Annotated in this window: 22 protein-coding genes; 5 read left to right on the top strand and 17 right to left on the bottom strand. The window is 40.4% G+C overall.

Going from position 1 to position 18,156, the window contains the following annotated elements; all coding sequences use genetic code 11:
- The first annotated feature begins 55 nt into the window (after positions 1-55).
- Positions 56-187, top strand: coding sequence for a YpzI family protein (locus tag M1E09_RS07500; protein ID WP_456274215.1), 132 nt, complete (start codon positions 56-58; stop codon positions 185-187).
- Positions 188-332: 145 nt separating this feature from the next.
- On the opposite strand, the gene rpsA is transcribed toward M1E09_RS07500, so the two are convergent.
- From rpsA to prsW, 8 genes are all read right to left on the bottom strand, one after another.
- Entirely contained in the window at positions 333-1,472 is a 1,140-nt protein-coding gene (gene rpsA / locus M1E09_RS07495; RefSeq protein ID WP_456274214.1) for a 30S ribosomal protein S1, read from the bottom strand.
- 119 nt (positions 1,473-1,591) lie between these two features.
- Entirely contained in the window at positions 1,592-2,173 is a 582-nt protein-coding gene (locus tag M1E09_RS07490) for a lysophospholipid acyltransferase family protein (protein ID WP_456274213.1), read from the bottom strand.
- Complete coding sequence (gene cmk / locus M1E09_RS07485; protein ID WP_456274212.1) at positions 2,173-2,850, bottom strand: (d)CMP kinase; 678 nt, start codon at positions 2,848-2,850, stop codon at positions 2,173-2,175. Before cmk ends, M1E09_RS07490 begins: the two co-directional genes overlap by 1 nt.
- A gap of 219 nt (positions 2,851-3,069) precedes the next feature.
- The gene (locus M1E09_RS07480; protein WP_456274211.1) at positions 3,070-3,258 is read right to left on the bottom strand and encodes a YpfB family protein; all 189 of its coding nucleotides are present in this window, start codon (positions 3,256-3,258) and stop codon (positions 3,070-3,072) included.
- A gap of 156 nt (positions 3,259-3,414) precedes the next feature.
- Complete coding sequence (locus M1E09_RS07475) at positions 3,415-4,062, bottom strand: flagellar brake protein (protein WP_456274210.1); 648 nt, start codon at positions 4,060-4,062, stop codon at positions 3,415-3,417.
- Between the two features lie 193 nt (positions 4,063-4,255).
- The gene (gene ypeB / locus M1E09_RS07470) at positions 4,256-5,602 is read right to left on the bottom strand and encodes a germination protein YpeB (RefSeq protein WP_456274209.1); all 1,347 of its coding nucleotides are present in this window, start codon (positions 5,600-5,602) and stop codon (positions 4,256-4,258) included.
- Positions 5,603-5,615: 13 nt separating this feature from the next.
- Positions 5,616-6,473 carry a spore cortex-lytic enzyme gene (gene sleB, locus M1E09_RS07465; RefSeq protein WP_456274933.1) on the bottom strand — a complete coding sequence of 286 codons (858 nt, stop codon included), beginning with the start codon at positions 6,471-6,473 and terminating at the stop codon, positions 5,616-5,618.
- A gap of 166 nt (positions 6,474-6,639) precedes the next feature.
- Entirely contained in the window at positions 6,640-7,329 is a 690-nt protein-coding gene (gene prsW / locus M1E09_RS07460; RefSeq protein WP_456274208.1) for a glutamic-type intramembrane protease PrsW, read from the bottom strand.
- Between the two features lie 110 nt (positions 7,330-7,439).
- On the opposite strand from prsW, the gene M1E09_RS07455 reads away from it, so the two are divergent.
- Positions 7,440-8,420, top strand: a complete 981-nt coding sequence (locus M1E09_RS07455) for an asparaginase (protein ID WP_456274207.1) — start codon at positions 7,440-7,442, stop codon at positions 8,418-8,420.
- 147 nt (positions 8,421-8,567) lie between these two features.
- Here M1E09_RS07455 and M1E09_RS07450 read toward each other — a convergent pair whose 3' ends face one another.
- The 7 genes from M1E09_RS07450 to M1E09_RS07420 all read right to left on the bottom strand — a co-directional run bounded on the left by M1E09_RS07450 (position 8,568) and on the right by M1E09_RS07420 (position 14,999).
- Positions 8,568-9,530, bottom strand: coding sequence for a YpdA family putative bacillithiol disulfide reductase (locus tag M1E09_RS07450; protein ID WP_456274206.1), 963 nt, complete (start codon positions 9,528-9,530; stop codon positions 8,568-8,570).
- Positions 9,531-9,761: 231 nt separating this feature from the next.
- Entirely contained in the window at positions 9,762-11,039 is a 1,278-nt protein-coding gene (locus tag M1E09_RS07445) for a Glu/Leu/Phe/Val family dehydrogenase (RefSeq protein ID WP_456274205.1), read from the bottom strand.
- 414 nt (positions 11,040-11,453) lie between these two features.
- Positions 11,454-12,002 (bottom strand): adaptor protein MecA, encoded by a 549-nt coding sequence (locus tag M1E09_RS07440; protein WP_456274204.1) that lies wholly within the window; start codon positions 12,000-12,002, stop codon positions 11,454-11,456.
- A gap of 175 nt (positions 12,003-12,177) precedes the next feature.
- On the bottom strand, positions 12,178-13,083 hold the full coding sequence (locus M1E09_RS07435) for a MerR family transcriptional regulator (protein WP_456274203.1): 906 nt from the start codon (positions 13,081-13,083) through the stop codon (positions 12,178-12,180).
- 88 nt (positions 13,084-13,171) lie between these two features.
- Positions 13,172-13,939: a metallophosphoesterase gene (locus tag M1E09_RS07430; RefSeq protein ID WP_456274202.1), complete on the bottom strand. Its 768-nt coding sequence runs from the start codon at positions 13,937-13,939 to the stop codon at positions 13,172-13,174.
- A complete protein-coding gene (locus M1E09_RS07425; protein WP_456274201.1) occupies positions 13,933-14,319 on the bottom strand; it encodes a hypothetical protein in 387 nt (128 codons plus the stop codon). Before M1E09_RS07425 ends, M1E09_RS07430 begins: the two co-directional genes overlap by 7 nt.
- A gap of 47 nt (positions 14,320-14,366) precedes the next feature.
- Positions 14,367-14,999: a CBS domain-containing protein gene (locus M1E09_RS07420; RefSeq protein ID WP_456274200.1), complete on the bottom strand. Its 633-nt coding sequence runs from the start codon at positions 14,997-14,999 to the stop codon at positions 14,367-14,369.
- A 154-nt stretch (positions 15,000-15,153) separates the two neighbouring features.
- On the opposite strand from M1E09_RS07420, the gene M1E09_RS07415 reads away from it, so the two are divergent.
- The 3 genes from M1E09_RS07415 to cotJC are packed head-to-tail and all read left to right on the top strand — an operon-like array spanning position 15,154 to position 16,239.
- Positions 15,154-15,372: a spore coat associated protein CotJA gene (locus M1E09_RS07415; protein WP_456274199.1), complete on the top strand. Its 219-nt coding sequence runs from the start codon at positions 15,154-15,156 to the stop codon at positions 15,370-15,372.
- 6 nt (positions 15,373-15,378) lie between these two features.
- Positions 15,379-15,639 (top strand): spore coat protein CotJB, encoded by a 261-nt coding sequence (locus M1E09_RS07410; RefSeq protein WP_456274198.1) that lies wholly within the window; start codon positions 15,379-15,381, stop codon positions 15,637-15,639.
- A 30-nt stretch (positions 15,640-15,669) separates the two neighbouring features.
- Positions 15,670-16,239: a spore coat protein CotJC gene (gene cotJC, locus M1E09_RS07405; protein WP_456274197.1), complete on the top strand. Its 570-nt coding sequence runs from the start codon at positions 15,670-15,672 to the stop codon at positions 16,237-16,239.
- Between the two features lie 116 nt (positions 16,240-16,355).
- Here the strand turns inward: cotJC and M1E09_RS07400 are convergent, their stop codons facing one another.
- Positions 16,356-16,817, bottom strand: a complete 462-nt coding sequence (locus tag M1E09_RS07400; protein ID WP_456274932.1) for a YpbF family protein — start codon at positions 16,815-16,817, stop codon at positions 16,356-16,358.
- Between the two features lie 166 nt (positions 16,818-16,983).
- On the bottom strand, positions 16,984-18,132 hold the full coding sequence (locus tag M1E09_RS07395; protein ID WP_456274196.1) for a glycosyltransferase family 4 protein: 1,149 nt from the start codon (positions 18,130-18,132) through the stop codon (positions 16,984-16,986).
- Positions 18,133-18,156: the final 24 nt, after the last annotated feature.

Here is an 18,156-nt window from a genome sequence, read left to right as displayed (position 1 = left end):
ATTCATGTATAGTTGTAATCTTAAGTGAAAAATTAAAGACAGGAGGTGTTTAGACATGGGAAAAGATCGCCAGGAGAAAAAACTTAGAAAGAGAGGCAGAGTGGAATCTGATCGAGACCAGACACTCGAGAAAGACGGAGCAACAAGATTGGAAAGTCCTGAAGAGTCCAGAAGGAGACAGAGATAAAAATATGAGCCCCGTTTGTTTTCGTGCAAGCGGGGCTCATTACGTATGTGGACTAGTGGATATAGAACGTTTTTTAGAAACAAGAGAAGAGGGAAAAGAAGCGTGATATAAAAAAGCCGGCCATCAAACCGGCCGGCTTTGTGAATTACTTCTTGAAGTTTTTCAGTTTATCCCCAATCATATCGCCCAATTGGAAACCTGTATTTTCTTCAGGCATTTCATAGTTCTCATATTCTTCAACAGGCTTTTCTTCAAGTTCTTTGATGCTTAAAGATAAACGCTGATCGTTTTCGTTGACATCAAGTACTTTAACCTTGACAGTCTGGCCCTCTTCAAGAACTTCATGAGGCGTTCCGATGTGTTTGTGGGAGATTTGGGAAATGTGCACAAGACCCTCTACCCCAGGGAATACTTCAACGAAAGCACCGTAAGAAACAAGGCGTTTCACTTCACCTTCAAGCACTTCGCCTCTTGGCGCTTTGCTTGCAATGTCATTCCATGGTCCAGGCAGTGTTTCTTTGATGGACAGCGAAATTCTTTCATTGTCGCGGTCTACAGACAATACTTTCACATTGACCTTCTGGCCTTCTGTTACAACGTCAGATGGCTTCTCCACGTGCTCGTGTGAAAGCTGGGAGATGTGAACAAGTCCGTCAACTCCGCCGATATCTACAAAAGCACCAAAGTCCGTTAATCTTTGGACAGTTCCCTCAAGAGTTTCTCCTGTTTGGATCTTATCCAATACTTCCTTCTTTTGCTCTTCTTTCTCTTCCTCTACAACTGCACGGTGAGATAAGATGAGACGGTTTTTATCTTTTTCAAGCTCGACAATTTTAAATGTAAGTGTTTTTCCTTTATAATCGCTGAAGTCTTCCACATAGTGATCTTCAACAAGTGAGGCTGGAACGAATCCACGAACACCAAGATCAACTACAAGGCCGCCTTTTACGACATCCTTAACTTCCGCTTCGAAAACTTCTCCGCTTTCAAAACGATTCTGCATTTCATCCCATGCTTTTTCAGCATCCACTTTTCGTTTTGAAAGGACCAAAAGTTCCTCTTCCACTTTTGTTACGATTAAATCAAGTACATCGCCTTCCTGGCAAGCATCAGAAGCTTTTTCAATATGGAGGCTGGATAATTCACTGATCGGAATGATGCCGTCCACTTTACTGCCTTCTACATCTACCAGGACTTGCTTTTCTTCAACTTTCGTGACTGTTCCTTTAACCTTGTCACCAACTTCAAGGTTACTTACTTCCACTTGGTTCATGTCTTCTACCATATGTACTCCTCCTTAATCCATGACTGCTAATAATTTTAAAGTGTATGAATTCACATTTCTTTAAAAATATTCTTTCTACTAACTTCTAATAAATAGACTGATTTGTCAAGCAGAAAACCTTACTTATGCTCATCCAAAAGTTTTTGGATTTCAGCCATGATTACAGCAGTAACCTCCTCGGCATTTGCCTTTTCGGCTCTTAGCCTGCCAAGGTCAACAGGATGGCCAAATATCACTTTCAGTTTTCTGAACGGCTTATAGGTTCCTACTATTGCACACGGCACAACAGCAGCATCCGTCCGCAGTGCAAAAAAACCTGCACCTGCTAAACCTTTTCCTAAATTTCCTGTTTTACTCCTAGTACCCTCTGGAAATAATCCTAAAACATTATTTTCTTTAAGAATTTTCATTCCAGTCCGCAAGGCTTCCCTGTCACTCATCCCCCGTTTTACCGGAAATGCATGCACATGGGGTAAAATGTGTTTCAGTACTGGTGCCTTGAACAGCTCTTCCTTCGCCATAAAAGCGACAGGCCGTGGACAACTGATTCCGACAACAGGAGGATCGAGATTGTTGATATGGTTGCTGCAAAGAAGAACCCCGCCGTCTTTAGGGAAATGTTCAGTTCCGACTGTCTCTATTCTATATAATGGTCCGAGAATGCTTTTTACTACACCTTTTGCAAAATAATAAAATTTCATTACCTGCCAGCCCTTTCAGAAGCAAGCGCCAGAATTCTGCCGGCAACTTCATCGATCGTCAAGGAAGTCGTATCAATTTCTACAGCATCACTGGCTTTTCTGAGAGGAGATACTTCCCTCTCGGAATCAAGTTTGTCTCGTAAAGAAATGTCAGACTTTAATTGTTCGAGATCTGACGGAATGTTTTTCATCATATTTTCAGAATGTCTTCTATTGGCCCTTTCTTCGACACTCGCCAGCAGGAAGACTTTCACTTCTGCATCTGGAATTACATGCGTCCCAATATCACGGCCGTCCATCACGACTCCGCCTTCATTGGCAAGAGTTTGCTGTCTTTTCACCATATCTTCTCTTACCAATCGATGTTTGGCTGCAATCGAAACTGAATTAGTCACTTCATTTTGTCTTATTTCCTGGGTTACATCACGGTCATCCACATATACAATTTGACCGTCTTGGCCTGGTGCCAATTCAATTTTTGTACGCAGAAGCAGTTCATGCAGCTTCTGCTCATCATTTAAATCAATCCCATTTTCAATTGCCTTATACGTAATCGAACGATACATTGCCCCGGTATCTATATATATATAAGAAAGGTTCTCAGCCACTATTTTGGCAACTGTACTTTTTCCTGCTGCTGCAGGGCCATCTATTGCAATCCTTAATTTCTTCTCCATAAAAAACACCCACTTTTTATACTTAATCCTTAAATTCTTGTATATTTTATCATAAAAAATGTTTTTCACACATAGAATGTTATTCTGTTTTTCATAAAGGTTTTCCTTCATGCTGAATGTATAGAAGCTGCAAAAATAAAAAAATTCCTTTTAAACTAATTAAGATCGCCCTTACCAACTTAGCCCATAAAAAAAAGAGGGAGACTCTATCCCCCTCTGTTATCCGTCCTGCCGATTGTTCAGCACTTCAACAATTTCTGTATGGTTCTGCTTATTGACACCCTCATAAAAGGTTATCTTATTCAACTCAGGGAGAACATTCCATTCATGAATGACAATTTGAGCGAGCATGAGCAGGATAAAATGTAAGAATGCAAGTTTCATAAGAATTCGTTCTATTCTGTTCATTTTTTCTCCATCCTTTTAGATATGTTATCTACTAAAAGTATGGGTAGTTCTGCCAATTTTTATTCTTGCTTACTCCAGATATCTTTTTTTCCGGGGCATCCCAGGTTCAAAAACTTTGAGGCAGGCTGCCGCTTAAGTTGTACCCAAGGCTTACCTCTAATCAATTAGGCCTTTATTTCGTAAAGCAAGCTGTTTTTCGAAACAAAAGCGCAAAATATTCTGCTGCTGGAGGTCTTTAAGTTCTGTAAATTCGAGTGAAGCCACCTTGCTCGCTCCCTTTTCCCAAACCCTTACAACTTTCCCCGGGACAGTGAGATAATGATACTCTCCGGTTTGCATTGGGAGCACCAGGATAATTTCCACTTCCATACCGGCTTCATAGTTTTGGTTTTTCTGAACTTTTACCGCGCATCCTCCTGCACTCAAATCCAGAGTGATTGTAGGATAGGCAGCTTCAGAAGTCACTATCGCTGCATCAACTGAAGTATCCACTCTTACAAACTGTCTTCTTTGAATTTTAACAAGTTCTTCTTCTCCGGGATAATGAAGAGAAATCATAGGTATATTGCTCTTCTTCCTCCCTGTCACTTCTGTTTCAAATGAATAGACAGTCGTATCATTATGGACAAAACTTACCTTCAGCTGAGTTCCATCGATCAAAAAAACCGTCCGTTCAGTTTCGGTATGCACGGGATAATCAATATATAGCTTGGAATCTTTAAATTCGACAACTTTGCATCTGTATTTTTCAGCCTTATCGGTTTGAACAGGCTCTAATGTCAATATCATTCCTATTTTCAACATGGAAACACTTCCTATTTTGTTTGCATAGTCAAGCTGTATGATCAATTCAACAATTATGTATTATAGGTATATTATGTCATGAATTTTGAATTTCTGCTATATATTTCGGGATGTTTTACCCAGAAAAAGGATATGTGAAATTCGTTTCTCTACAAAAAAAAGACTCCAGGAACACTCCTGGAGTCTCAATTCACTAAACTGTTTCCTCAAAAATCGGTTCTGCATTTTTAAGCTTCTCAACTTTCTCTTCAATACCGCTGTCTGCATTGATAAAGATGCGGTATGTATCGTTACCGAGCATTCCAAGAAACTCATAGCATAGTACTTCTTCATTTAAATCGTTCACAATAACGGCCAGCCTGTCTTCCATGATTTTTACATTGGGGTTGATTTTGTCTTGTGCTTCACTTTTAGAAATCTTTGGCTGTGGAATATCTCTATCTGTATTATTCTTCAGATAGTCTTCAGCAGCGAAACCTATGACCTGTCCATTATCCAGTGCTACTTTAAGTTTAAGGGCATCCGGGTAAATCCTGACGTTATCAATGAGGGTGACGAATGTAAAGACACCAAGATTATCATATTGGGCACTCTCAAAGAGCTCCATATTTTTGAACTTATTTTCCTTAAGGAATTTCACTGCTTCATTAGCAGCCTCATTTAATCCGATATTCTTCTCTTTCACTTCACGATTATGGATGAAGTATATAGGATACCCGCCTTTTTTGGTTACATCCATACTGGCTTCACTGTCTGTATTGGCAAGGGATACACTATAAAATCCAAAATTCGCGCCATCGCCATTCTCAGTTACTTTGACTTCTTTCACTTTATCTATTCTTGTATAATCCTTCATTATGTCAACTGCTTTTTCTTTTGATATTGTTTCACCTTTAAGATTCTTGTAGTCATCGTTTTTCTTTTGGGTATTGACGAATGTAGGACCGCCGAAATTTGCTTCATCATAACCATCCACTGTCTTTTCCACCGTCTTGAATCCATCAATGATTGTGTTGTCAGCTTGTTCTTTTCCTGTAGCAAGGGCCATTTCAACATCCATCCAGCGCAGGTTGTTCTTTAAAACAAGATGCTGGACTTCCCTCAATTCCTTCTGAATATCCGCACTTTGCTCGTACAGTTTCTTTAGATTGCCATACTCCTTATCATTCAGCGGCTCTTTATCCAAATCCCTGACAGCAACCCTGTAACTGAAGTCCCCGATATTGGCAAGGAACTCTTCTGTCTTGTTGAAAGGGAGAAGTGTAAGAGGCAGCTGGCCTACATCACTGTGTGCCTGTGAAGTCAGTCTCCAAACATCTGCCAATTCAGGTGAAAGAGATTCCTTGGAATTCATGGCAAGTGTGGTCCCGATTTTGTCATGCAGAAGATCTATTTGATAGGTCAACTCATGGAAAGCCCGCTGGTAATTATTCTCAGCATTAATTAGAATGGCATTCTTCTCCTGGTGTTCTTGATAGCCCCAGTAGGCTGTACCCGCAACTCCGATTGTCAGTACTGCGATTAATATTCCTCGTATCAAACTTAATCACCTCTTAGTTACAGAATATATGTTTTCCGATTTTCTTAATTTGAGGCCTGCTCCAGATCCATTTGCTTGTTGCTGTGACTGGATTGAAGTAATATTGGGCATTTTCAGAAGGATCCCACCCCTGGATAGCGTCCATAACAGCCTTCTTGGCTTTTTCATTTGGAGTCAGCCAGATTTGGCCATCCGCCACTGCGGTAAAGGCTCCAGGTTCGAATATGACTCCTGCGACTGTATTAGGAAAAGACGGGCTGTCTACTCTGTTCAAGATAACGGCTGCAACAGCTACTTGTCCTTCATATGGTTCACCCCTTGCTTCTCCATACACAGCATTGGCCATTAATTGAATATCATTTTGTGAGAATCCGTTAGGAATATTTACAGCAGTAGGCTCCTTCGGTTTCTCTTCTTGTTGTGGAGCAGTACCTTGATCTGCAGGTGTTCCTCCACCTGCCTTCCCTCCACTTTCGGTTTGCTTGGCCAGGTCGGTACCTCCGTAATGCGAGAAATCTCTTCCTTCCTGAATCTGTTTCTTAACGAATTCTTTATTATACTTTGAAGCTTTTATCAGTTTATCTTTCGTTTCCTGGCCTACTAAACCATCGATAGGCAGGCCGAATTCATACTGGAAATTCCTGACGGCCCAGTATGTCCCCCAGCCGAATACTCCATCGATATCACCATTGTAATAGCCAACGTACTGCAACCGCGATTGAAGCTCGATGACATCCTCCCCTGTTGCACCTTTTTGAATTATCTGGTTTGAGAATGCTTCTGCATGGTCCGTATTTTCTGTAAACGATAATGTTGATATTATAAGCACCATGAGCAGAAATGCGGCCAACAACTTGATGTGTTTTTTCATCATGCTTACCCTCCAAATCATGAATTAACATTAAACCTAGTTTCTGTAGTAGAATCCATTTTATACATTTAGAGGGCTCCTATTTACTTTAAGGAAAGTTTTTACAGAGAATACAGATAATAAAAAAGATCTCTCTTCCAAGGATATGATGTCCCGGAAAAGAGATCTAAACTGAGATATTCTTTTTCAATTCTGACTGGTCATAGTGTGTAGTGGTCAATCTGTGTGCACTCTTAATTTTCCTTAATCCTGTCCACCATAAAAACAGCATGAATGGCACCATGTAGTAGATCCAATTCTTTCCTGCACTTAGGATGAAATCATATGTTCCATGCAAAACAACTGGAATGATGAGTGACAGGAGTATCCATTTGAGCTTAAGTTCAGGGTCTGTAAATTTGGCTTTGCCCAGATAATACCCCATTACTACACCAAATAAAGCGTGAGCGGAAACCGGAAGCAATGCTCTTCCGATTGCAAACTCCACTCCATGGGCTAACAGGTAGAGGATGTTTTCCACAGTGGCAAACCCAAGTGATACACTTGCCCCATAAACGATCCCATCATAGGGGTCATCAAACTCGACATGCTGAAATACAGCAAAAAACAATATAAACCATTTAAAGAATTCTTCAAGCAGCCCCGCAGAAAAATAGGCATTAAGCCATGGTGAAGGAATGATGTTTTCTGCATCCAATACATACTGAATGAACATGAGAGGAAACGTCAGTATAGCGCCGTACAAGAACGTTTTTATAATAAAGGAAACCGGTTCTGTCTCGAATTCATCACGCAGATAAAAATAACTTAACAATGCAAGACCCGGTGCAAAACCAGCTGATAAAATAACCAGCATACAAATTGTCCTCTTTTCTTTCTGTTTTCTTAATCGTATCATGTAGAAGGGAGAATGAAAATAACCGATTGCAATCACAACAGTATATTCAAAGGAGATGAAGATTATATATGAAAAAACATATTTTAGTCATACACACAGGCGGTACCATCTCGATGATGGAAGATGCACACACAGGTTCAGTGCAGCCTGGTGAAGAAAACCCACTTTCAGCCCATTCTTCATCCCTGGGCCTTTTAGCAGATATTACGGTGAAGGAAGCATTTCACCTTCCCTCTCCACATATAACGCCTGATCACATGCTTGAACTAAAAAAGATTATTGAAGAAGAATATGAAAAAGAAAAATTTCAAGGCGTTGTCATTACCCATGGTACTGATACCCTGGAAGAAACCGCTTACTTCCTTGACTTGACGGTTGATCTGCCTATATCAATTGTCGTTACAGGCGCGATGAGGTCCAGCAATGAAATAGGGGCAGATGGATTGTATAATCTTTTATCTTCCATCAAGGTCGCATCCAATGAAAATTCAACTGATAAAGGTGTGCTTGTCGTTCTGAATGATGAAATCCATTCGGCAAAAAATGTAACGAAGACCCATACGAGCAATGTTTCAACATTTCAAAGCCCTCAATACGGGCCCATCGGTATTGTCACTAAAAGAGGCGTTATTTTCCACCATAAACCTACCTCCCTTGAAAAGTATTCAGTGGCAAGCGTTTCCAAGAACATCGCGCTCATTAAAGCCCATGCCGGTATGGATTCCGCCCTGCTGACGGCATTAAAAGAGCTGAAATTTGACGGAGTGATCATTGAAGCATTGGGTCAGGGAAACCTTCCTCCTGGCGCAGTAAAGGGATTAGAGGCACTTATTTCGGAAGAAATCCCTGTTGTCCTTGTATCGCGGTGTTTTAATGGAATCGCCCAGGACATCTATGGATATGCAGGCGGAGGCAAGCAACTGAAGGAGATGGGGGTCATTTTTTCAAACGGACTTAACGGACAAAAAGCAAGAATGAAACTCCTTGTAGCCCTATCAACTTCACACGAACCTGGCCTGAAAGAACTTGAAGAGATTTTTAAAAACTGAGTATATAAAGAAGACCGGGAAACCCGCTGCGGGATTCCCGGTCTTCTTTATACTTAATTCCTTCTTGCTGTTAGGCTAATCTATGTTGATTTACACTATAAGGGCAACTCCGCGGGAAGGGCGGAGAGCATCTATTTCAACCTTAAATTACTGAGTTTTAATGGCATTTGCAATCATGCCGCCATGAAAGCGGCCATTTTCGATAAAAATTTCATTCGCATTATTTCCTGCAGCAATGACACCGGCTATGAATATACCCTTAACATTTGTTTCCATTGTATCAGGATTAAATAGCGGACGTCCTGATTCTTTTTCGATGTCAACTCCCATTTTAGTCAGGAAAGAATGGTCGGGGTGATAGCCAATCATGGCAAAAACAAAATCATTAATTATTTCTTTGGATTGCCCATTCACAGCATATCTGAGTTTATCTTCGGTGATTTCCTTCACTTCTGCGTCAAACTCCATTACCACCTTGCCATTTTTCACAAGCGCCTCAAACTCAGGAAGGATCCAAGGTTTGATGCTGCTTGAATAATCGCTTCCCCTATAGAGGACCGTCACCCGTGCACCTGCTTTTTCCAATTCAATCGCTGCATCAACTGCTGAATTTTTCCCTCCGATAACGACAACATCGGTATCAAAATAAGGGTGAGCCTCTTTGAAGTAATGCTGAACCTTAGCCAGGTGCCCCCCTTTTACATCTAAAGCATTGGGATGGTCATAGTATCCGGTGGCAATGATGACTCTCTTGGACTCATAAACACCTTTGGAGGTCTTTAAAGTAAAGCCGTTATCACCTAATTTAGTTACATTCATTACCTCTTCAAACCTGTTGATCCTTAAATCATGCATCCTAGCCACTTCCCGGTAATAGACCAAAGCCTGGTTTCGTTTCGGTTTATGTTGTTCTATTATAAAAGGTACGTTCCCGATTGACAGTTTTTCGCTTGAACTGAAAAATGTCTGGTGGGTCGGATAGTTGTATATCGCATTAACAACATTGCCTTTTTCAATAATTAAAGGGTTGATCCCGATTTTTTTTAATTCAATAGCCGCAGATAAACCGCAAGGACCTCCGCCGACTATAATACACTCTTCCTGTCTCATTGCCTTCACTCCTCTGGGGACTTCACTTTTAGATATATCTTTATGATGCCTTATTTAGTCATTTATAAAAATTCTCCTACCACAATATGATAGGAGAATTTAATGGAGGATGCAAAACATTAGCTGTTAGGAGAAACATTTTTTGTCTTGTCTGTGTTCCAATTTTCATGATTTGGTTTCTCTGCTTTAATTATACAAAAAAGAAGCCTCCACAATGGGGCTTCTTTTCTATTAGATCCATCCTCTGAATCTGCTGGCTTCGGCCATTTTTCTTACTCCGACCATGTAGGCTGCCAGTCTCATGTCCACTCTGCGTGTTTGTGCCGCTTCATAAACATTGTTAAAAGAGTTAACAAGGATCTTTTCAAGCTTTTCTTCAACTTCTTCTTCGGTCCAGTAATAACCTTGATTGTTTTGCACCCATTCAAAGTAAGAGACTGTTACTCCTCCGGAAGAGGCAAGGACGTCAGGTACAAGAAGGATATCGCGCTCTGTAAGAATCTTAGTTGCTTCTAAAGTTGTTGGGCCATTTGCCGCTTCAACAACGATGCTCGCACGGATGTTTCCTGCGTTTTCTTCTGTAATCTGATTTTCAATCGCAGCAGGGACAAGGATATCACAATCAAGCTCTAATAATTCTTTGTTAGAAATTGTATTGTTGAACAGCTTTGTAACCGTTCCAAAGCTGTCTCTTCTGTCCAGCAGATAATCGATATCCAATCCGTTTGGATCATGCAGACCGCCGTATGCATCAGAAATACCAATTACTTTTGCTCCTGCATCATGCATAAACTTCGCCAGGAAGCTTCCTGCATTACCGAATCCTTGAACGACTACTCTCGCACCCTCAATGTTGATGCCCTTTTTCTTCGCCGCTTCTCTGATGCAGATAGTTACCCCCTTGGCAGTCGCCGTTTCACGTCCATGTGAACCACCAAGAACAAGAGGTTTTCCAGTAATGAAGCCGGGAGAGTTAAATTCATCGATCCGGCTGTATTCATCCATCATCCAAGCCATGATTTGCGAATTGGTGAACACATCAGGCGCAGGAATATCTTTCGTTGGACCAACGATTTGGCTGATCGCACGGACATAGCCTCGGCTTAAGCGTTCTAATTCCCTGAATGACATATCACGAGGGTCGCAAATGATACCGCCTTTACCCCCTCCGTATGGCAGATCGACGATACCGCATTTTAAACTCATCCAAATTGATAATGCTTTTACTTCCTTTTCCGTAACATTAGGATGGAAGCGAATTCCGCCTTTTGTAGGGCCAACCGCATCATTGTGCTGTGCGCGGTAACCAGTAAATACTTTTATCTTTCCATCGTCCATTCGGACAGGTATTTTAACTGTAAGCATTCTAACAGGCTCTTTAAGCAGTTCATAAACTTCATCAGAATATCCCAGCTTTTCAAGAGCATGCTGAATTACGGTTTGAGTCGATTTCAGTACATCATTTTTATGTTCAGGATTGTTGCTTGCTGCATCTTTCTCGGCTACCATTTAATGTAAACCTCCCAGTTTGATTCACTGTATTACGGAAACATGTCCGCCTTTACAAGCAATAGTATACACGTTTGATATGTTGTTGCAAAGATACTAAAATAAAAAATCTTCGTTTTTTTGAAAACGCTGTCATTTTAGTTGCTTAATGTATTATCACTCCTTATTTTTTTACCCGAAAAGTTTGTTCATATTCACAAATACATTATAAAAAAAGGCTCTATTCGCAAAGATTGTGGCGGTTTTAAAGTGATGGATTTCCGCTCCAGGCGCACTACTCCAATCCTCCTACGTTATAGGGGAAAGGGTAAAATAGTATTAAAAGCATCAATACTTTAGAAAAGAGCCTAAAAAAAGCCTTCAAAGCTTGATATTCCAATAAAAAGAGAGAACAGTCGCCCTGCCCTCTCACTTTCAGATATCGAAATGTTCTGATAAAACCTCACAGCTATTATCCTCGATAATCTTCTTTCCGTATTCATTCAATGTATGGATGGTTTCATTTGTCTTCTCTCCATACTCATATACAAGTGCAGTGAGTAAAGGATCCCATTTATTGAATTGCAGGAAGTACAGGCCACCTTTAGAGTAAAGGGAAATCCCTTCACATTCTTTCGGCAGCCTGTGAAAGAACGAAAGAATATCTTCAAACAGCTTAAACTCATACAAAAAAGTTTCATTATCCTCTTCTGCAGCGAATGGATCGTCTGTAAATATGTCTTCTTCGTTCAAAGTCAAAATTAATACCATTTCTTTTGAATTAAATGAGTTGATTTCCACCGTTACTGTACTTTCCAAATCAATTCCATATTCGTTGTACATTTCATCCATCAATTCCTCAAAGAACTCATGCCATACTAAAGAATCTTTCCATTGCTCATCTTCAAGTATGCCCTTGGTTTCCAATTCAGCCATGCTTATTGAAAATTTGACCGTGTTACTTGATAGCCGCTCAAGCTTCATTTTCCCGCCCCCTGAGTATGACTGGTTACCACCATACTATGTAAAGAGGGAAATAAGGTTCTTTGCCTGCCGCATTTATACTAACCTCTAAAGCCACATGTAATTGTCTTAATTGGCCGGAATATTATTAAACTATAAAAGCTCAACCTGGTAACGATTGAGCTTTTGAAATGAGCTATAAATTTGTCTTCAACCAGTCATCCCAGTCTTCCTTTTGAGATCCTACCATGTTCTCTTTATACTGATCCTTGATCCGCTGTGGAAGAGTGTTTACAGCCAAACCTCCGACACCTACATGAAGGTAGTCCTTTTCAGCCTGGAATTTCGTAACAAGCTCCAACGTTTGGTCAACGTTCTCCCTCATTGTACAGGAGAGAAATAAGAAGCGTGGCTTGACTGTCTCAAGTACGACCTCAATGTCCTCTTCCCTGATACTTGATCCAAGGTAAATCACTTCAAACCCTTTGCGCCTTACATACAAGGTGAACACAAGCAAACCAAGTTCATGCAATTCACCTGGACCGCAGACAGCGACGACTTTTGGCAGAAGTCCGTTATGCGGAAAGGTTTGCATAAGAGTAGTAATCCGCGCCCTCAACACAGAAGTGGCAAAATGTTCATGGGCAGTGGTGATTTGGTTGTTTTCCCAAAGGTCACCAATTTTCACAAGCAATGTTCCCAATACATCAATGACTACTTTATCGATTGTATAAAGTGAAAATGCATTATTCATTAAATGATGTGCTTTCGTTTCATCAAAATTGAGAAGTGCATTCAACAGCTCATCCGACAAATCCTGGACTCTGTTCCCTGTAGAACTTGAATAGGTCATATCCTCTTCTATTTGCTGCTTGTCCAATAAAGAGACTGCCTGGCTGATGGTAAATCCTTGTTCGACTTTTGAAACCAGCCATTTCAAGATTTTCAAATGCTCATCCGAATAGAGGCGGTGCCCCGATTCATTGCGGATAGGAGCAATCATTTTATAGCGTCTTTCCCAAGCACGCAAGGTGCCGGGTTGAATTCCGAGCATATTGGATATCGCTTTGATATTATATTTTCCTTCGGATTGGTTCGTCATAATTAAATCCTCCAAATGTCCCATGTAATATAAAATTATAATGGAGAGATTTACACCTGTAAAATATGTGTGTTCTCCAAACCCATTTTCATTTCCTCTTAATGGTAATAAGATGGGTTTCAGAAGGAGCTCCAAGCCTTAACGGCAATGCTGTTGTACCGTAACCATTGCTGACAAGAACGGTCGTATCCTTTATTATTCCGGTGCCTCCTAGCTGGTACAGCCCAAAGCCAAAAAGGCGGATCTGTCCCCCATGTGTATGGCCGCTTAACATCAGGCTTACTTTTTGATCTGTCCCCAATTTCTTGATTGCAGCAGGATTATGGGCTAAAAGTATTTTGAAGGCATTCTCAGGTACCTGAGCGAAAGCTGCATCAAAATCATCACGATGCAGGCTTAGATCTTCGACTCCTATCAATGCAATTGGGCGAGGTGAATCTGGATCCATCAGTACTGATGAATTTTCAAGCAATACGGTCCCCTCCGATATCAGCAGCTTGCGAAATTGATCGCAGTCAACCTCATAATCATTATTTCCCCATATGAAGTATACCGTCCCCAACGATTTTAACTTACTAATATTTTTCCTAATCCGCTCAAAAGAAACCCCTTTTTCCGTTAAATCTCCCCCAATGATGACGATATCCACCTTTCCGGCTGCCTCACTGATCACCTTGTCGTTGATGGTTCTCCTATGAATATCAGAAATAAAAAAGATTTCCAGTGCTTTTGCAGACTCAGGGAAATCTTCAAATGAAAGCTGTTCGTATTTCACTGTATTGGAAAATGCCGATTTCAGCATAAAAAAAAGCAAGAATAGTCCTGTAACAAAAATGATCCCTAACACTTCTACCATGTTGTCCTCCTATTTCCACCAGAAAAATCTACAGAAATCATACCATAAATCAAAGCTAAACATAAAAATATCAACGTTTGCCAAATTCCAATCGTACTTAGTAAATAAAAACACATTAAATGAAGTGGAATCACTAATAATTCCACCGACAATCTTCCTTGGAAAAGGTCGATCAACAAGCCAATTTCTTTTTTTATTAGATCTGCATTGATTAAAAAACCTGTCATGAATGCGACCGAAGATGCAAAAAACTTCACAGGATTCAAAACCAATTTGACTATGATGTCTGATACACTTAAAAGTTCAATCACAGGACACCACTTTATAAACAGATACCCTGAAATAAGAGACATAACCATTTTGAGAATATGCACAAACAAAAAAATCCCTCCCATAAATCATATGAGAGAGATTCTTTTTAATGATTTCAGTCTTCGTTAATATCCAATATACGGAACCCTGATTTTTCAAGCTTCTTCAGGAATTTGTCTATATTATCTTTCTTCTCAATTTTCAGCACAATCCTGCGAAGAAGCTTATCCGTTGCATCAAATGTTACTAGTGAAATAACAGATTCATGATACTGCTGGATGATATCTCCCAAACGGGCAATGCGCCCTTCCGTTTCGACTGAAGTAAATGCGATACGAATTCCCCGTCGGTGCATTCCAAATGCGCTTTGGAACTGTTCAAGCACATCATACCTTGTGACAAGACCAAGGAAGTTGCTATTCTCATCAACAACCGATAATAATGGAAAATCCCTTAGTTCCACAAGCGTTTTCTCAAAAATTTCATCCCCGACCAGATATTTCTCCTGGTGAGTCACAATCTCCTTTACTTCAGTTTGACTGACAAAATCAGCTTTAAGCTTTTCTGAATTAAAGAAGTTTTGATAAATATTATATCTGGTTACAACTCCAACGTACTGGTCACCAGATAAGACAGGAACCCCATCTATTTGATGATGTTCCAGCACTTCAAGCGCTTTTTCGACTGAGTCATTTTCCTGTACAACATAGCATTTGTGTTTAGGTATCATCGCACTTTTCACAAACATCCATATCACCCCATAAATTTTTACTATCTTATTATAATTCCACATTTATTATTTAAATACCTGCTTTTTCCGCTGGTAAAACCAAAACTTTTGGAATGTATTATTTGGGCCTTCATACAATTGAATGAATACGTAAAAATCTGGAGGGATTGAAATGCATAGTTTGTATAAGAGCTATAAACCCTATATTTCACCTTTCGATCCGTGTCCGCCCATCAAAGTAAAATCCTATTCGACACCGCCAAATCTCTATTTAGGCTTTCAGCCGCCTGACCTGCCCCAGTTCTCCCCAGCAGAAGCCTTAAAGGCAGGTACCTTATGGAAGGTATTTTATGATCCTTATTACAGTCCATATGAAAAACATAAGGAGTGATCAATAATGAAACAAATGCCTCCTGAATACTATCAGCTGCTTGAAGAGCTCCAAACTGCAGACTTCGTCATCGTCGAACTGACACTATTCCTGGATACACACCCGGGCGACCAGAATGCCATACAGCAATTCAACCAGTTTGTTCAGCGCCGAAAACAAATCAAAAAGGCGTTCGAGGAGAAATTTGGAATGCTGACTAATTTCGGTTACAGCTATTCTCACTATCCTTACGAATGGCCTGAAGCTCCTTGGCCTTGGCAAGTGTAACGGAATATCCAAAGGAGGGATTGATTTACCATGTGGGTATATGAAAAAAAATTGCAGTATCCAGTAAAAGTAAGCACTTGTAATCCAAAACTTGCAAAGTATCTCATAGAACAATATGGCGGAGCAGACGGAGAACTTGCTGCTGCCCTGCGCTACTTAAACCAGCGGTATACCATTCCAGATAAAGTGATCGGTCTTTTAACAGATATTGGGACTGAAGAATTTGCCCATCTTGAAATGATAGCGACAATGATTTATAAGCTCACAAAAGATGCCACACCTGAAATGCTAAAAGCGGCTGGCCTTGACCCCCATTATGTAAACCATGACAGCGCCCTGTTTTATCACAATGCCGCAGGTGCTCCATGGACAGCAACTTATATCCAGGCAAAAGGCGATCCGATTGCCGATTTATATGAGGATATTGCAGCAGAAGAAAAAGCCCGGGCTACTTACCAGTGGATAATCAACATGAGTGATGACCCTGACCTTAATGACGGATTGAGATTCTTGAGAGAACGGGAAATCGTTCATTCCCAGCGTTTCCGGGAAGCGGTTGAGATTCTTAAAGACGAACGGGACAGAAAGAAAATCTTTTAAAGAAGAAACCTGTGTATTGCAGGTTTTTTCTTTTTTTATATAGATTTCTAATAAAATGGACAGATAATTTTGTGCAGCGATATTATCTGTCCATCATTTTCAATGTTCAGAACGAATTATTTACTGACATGATACAGATTGATATCCCACTCTTTTTTCATCAATTCATACACCTGGTTTCTTCTCTTCCACGCATCCTCTTTCCAAAGGTCCTTGCTTCTGTCAATAATTTCACTTCTTAGGGCATGGTACTCTTTTTCCGCCTTCTCTTTTTTATCATAAATAACTTTGACGGCTCCAAACAATCCGAAGATAAAAAGAAATACATACAAATGGGCTTCCTTGGAGAAAAAAGCAGAAAATATCGCCTCAAAAGAATACGAATATGGATCGATAATAGCGTTGTAAGAATAGTAAAAGAAACAGAAGGTTATAAATACACTGCTCCAAAGCAACAGCAAATGAGTCTGCTTTAACTTGTCCCATTTCTGCTTTCTGTCAATCACATTTTGCAGCATCTGTTTTGTTGCAAGGTCTGTCCATTCATTCAGTTTCGCAATATGGGGATTCACATCCATCACCTCATTATGTCCTCCCATGTTCCCATGGATTGTTTCTATTATTTATATGTGCTTGTCCTCTGAATTAGAATGTAAATGATCACCCTGATAAAAATCGCATTTTAAAAAAACTGGGAGTAAAAACAAACTTCTTTTACTCCCAGTCCTTTTGGTCTTATTTCATTTATGCATGGCGCCTTAGATTCTGGTTTATGTCGATAACCTCCAGGTATTCATTCAACAGCTGGTCAAAAATACTGTCCCAAGATTGCTTTTTGGCATACTGCCTGGCATTTTCGCCTAGCGTATATCGGAAGTCACCATTCTCTATCAATCTTTCTGTACTTTTTATAAAGTCCTCTGTTGAATGGGCTGGACAGATGACTCCGTTCATCTGATTCTCAATAATACTTGTCACACCACCCTCATCTGCAACGATGGAAGGCAGCCCGGAAGCCCCTGCTTCCAGAACCACATTTCCAAATGTTTCAGTCGGGGAAGGAAAGAAAAATAAATCAGAAGAAGCATACACTTCAGCGAGCTCTTCTCCTTCTAAGTATCCTGCCATTGTTACATTTTTATTTTGCAGCTCCATACTAATTTCACGACGGCATGGACCATCTCCAGCAATAAGCCAATGAACCTGTTTCTTGACATCATCAGAGAGACCCTTTATCGTATTCACCAATGTTTCAAGATCTTTTTCAGGAGCAAGCCTTCCCGCAAATAAAATAATGAACTTTTCCTTGATACCATACTTGTTCCTTATTGAGTTGTTTGTCTTAGAAGGATCGTATAATGTGCAATCTACTCCTCGGGACCAGATTGAAAGATTCTCAAATCCCTGTTGGATCAAGTGATTCTTTGTTTCCATTGAGGGTACGAAAATTTTTTCACAATTGGAGTGAAACCATTTCATATACTTCCAAAGTACCGGGGAAATCCAGGACATTTTATAGTAATCAAGGTACCTGTCAAAATGGGTATGATAGGAAGCGACCACTGGAATACCGAGTCTTTTGGATGCATGCTGGCCATACAGTCCCATGGTTAAGGGCGTCGCGATATGGATTAGATCGGGGTTGAAATCCCGCAGCCGTCTTTCAATTGTTTTCGGGTTCGCAATCGCGGTCCGGCATTCAGGATAAAAAAAGAATGGAAAGCTCGTAAACTCATGGATATTGGGATAGGCTCGTAAACTGCTCTTCATTTCAGGAACAAAAAGCTCATACTCCACTCTCCGTTTCGCCATGTGGCTGGTCAACCTCTTCAATGTTCGGGCTACACCATTTACTTGTGGATCATAAGTATCTGTAAAAATGGCAATCCGCATATAAAAATCCCCTCCTGATTTTCA

It is taken from the genome of Bacillus sp. AK031 (assembly GCF_053903065.1).
This window is presented reverse-complemented; position numbering and strand designations above follow the sequence as displayed.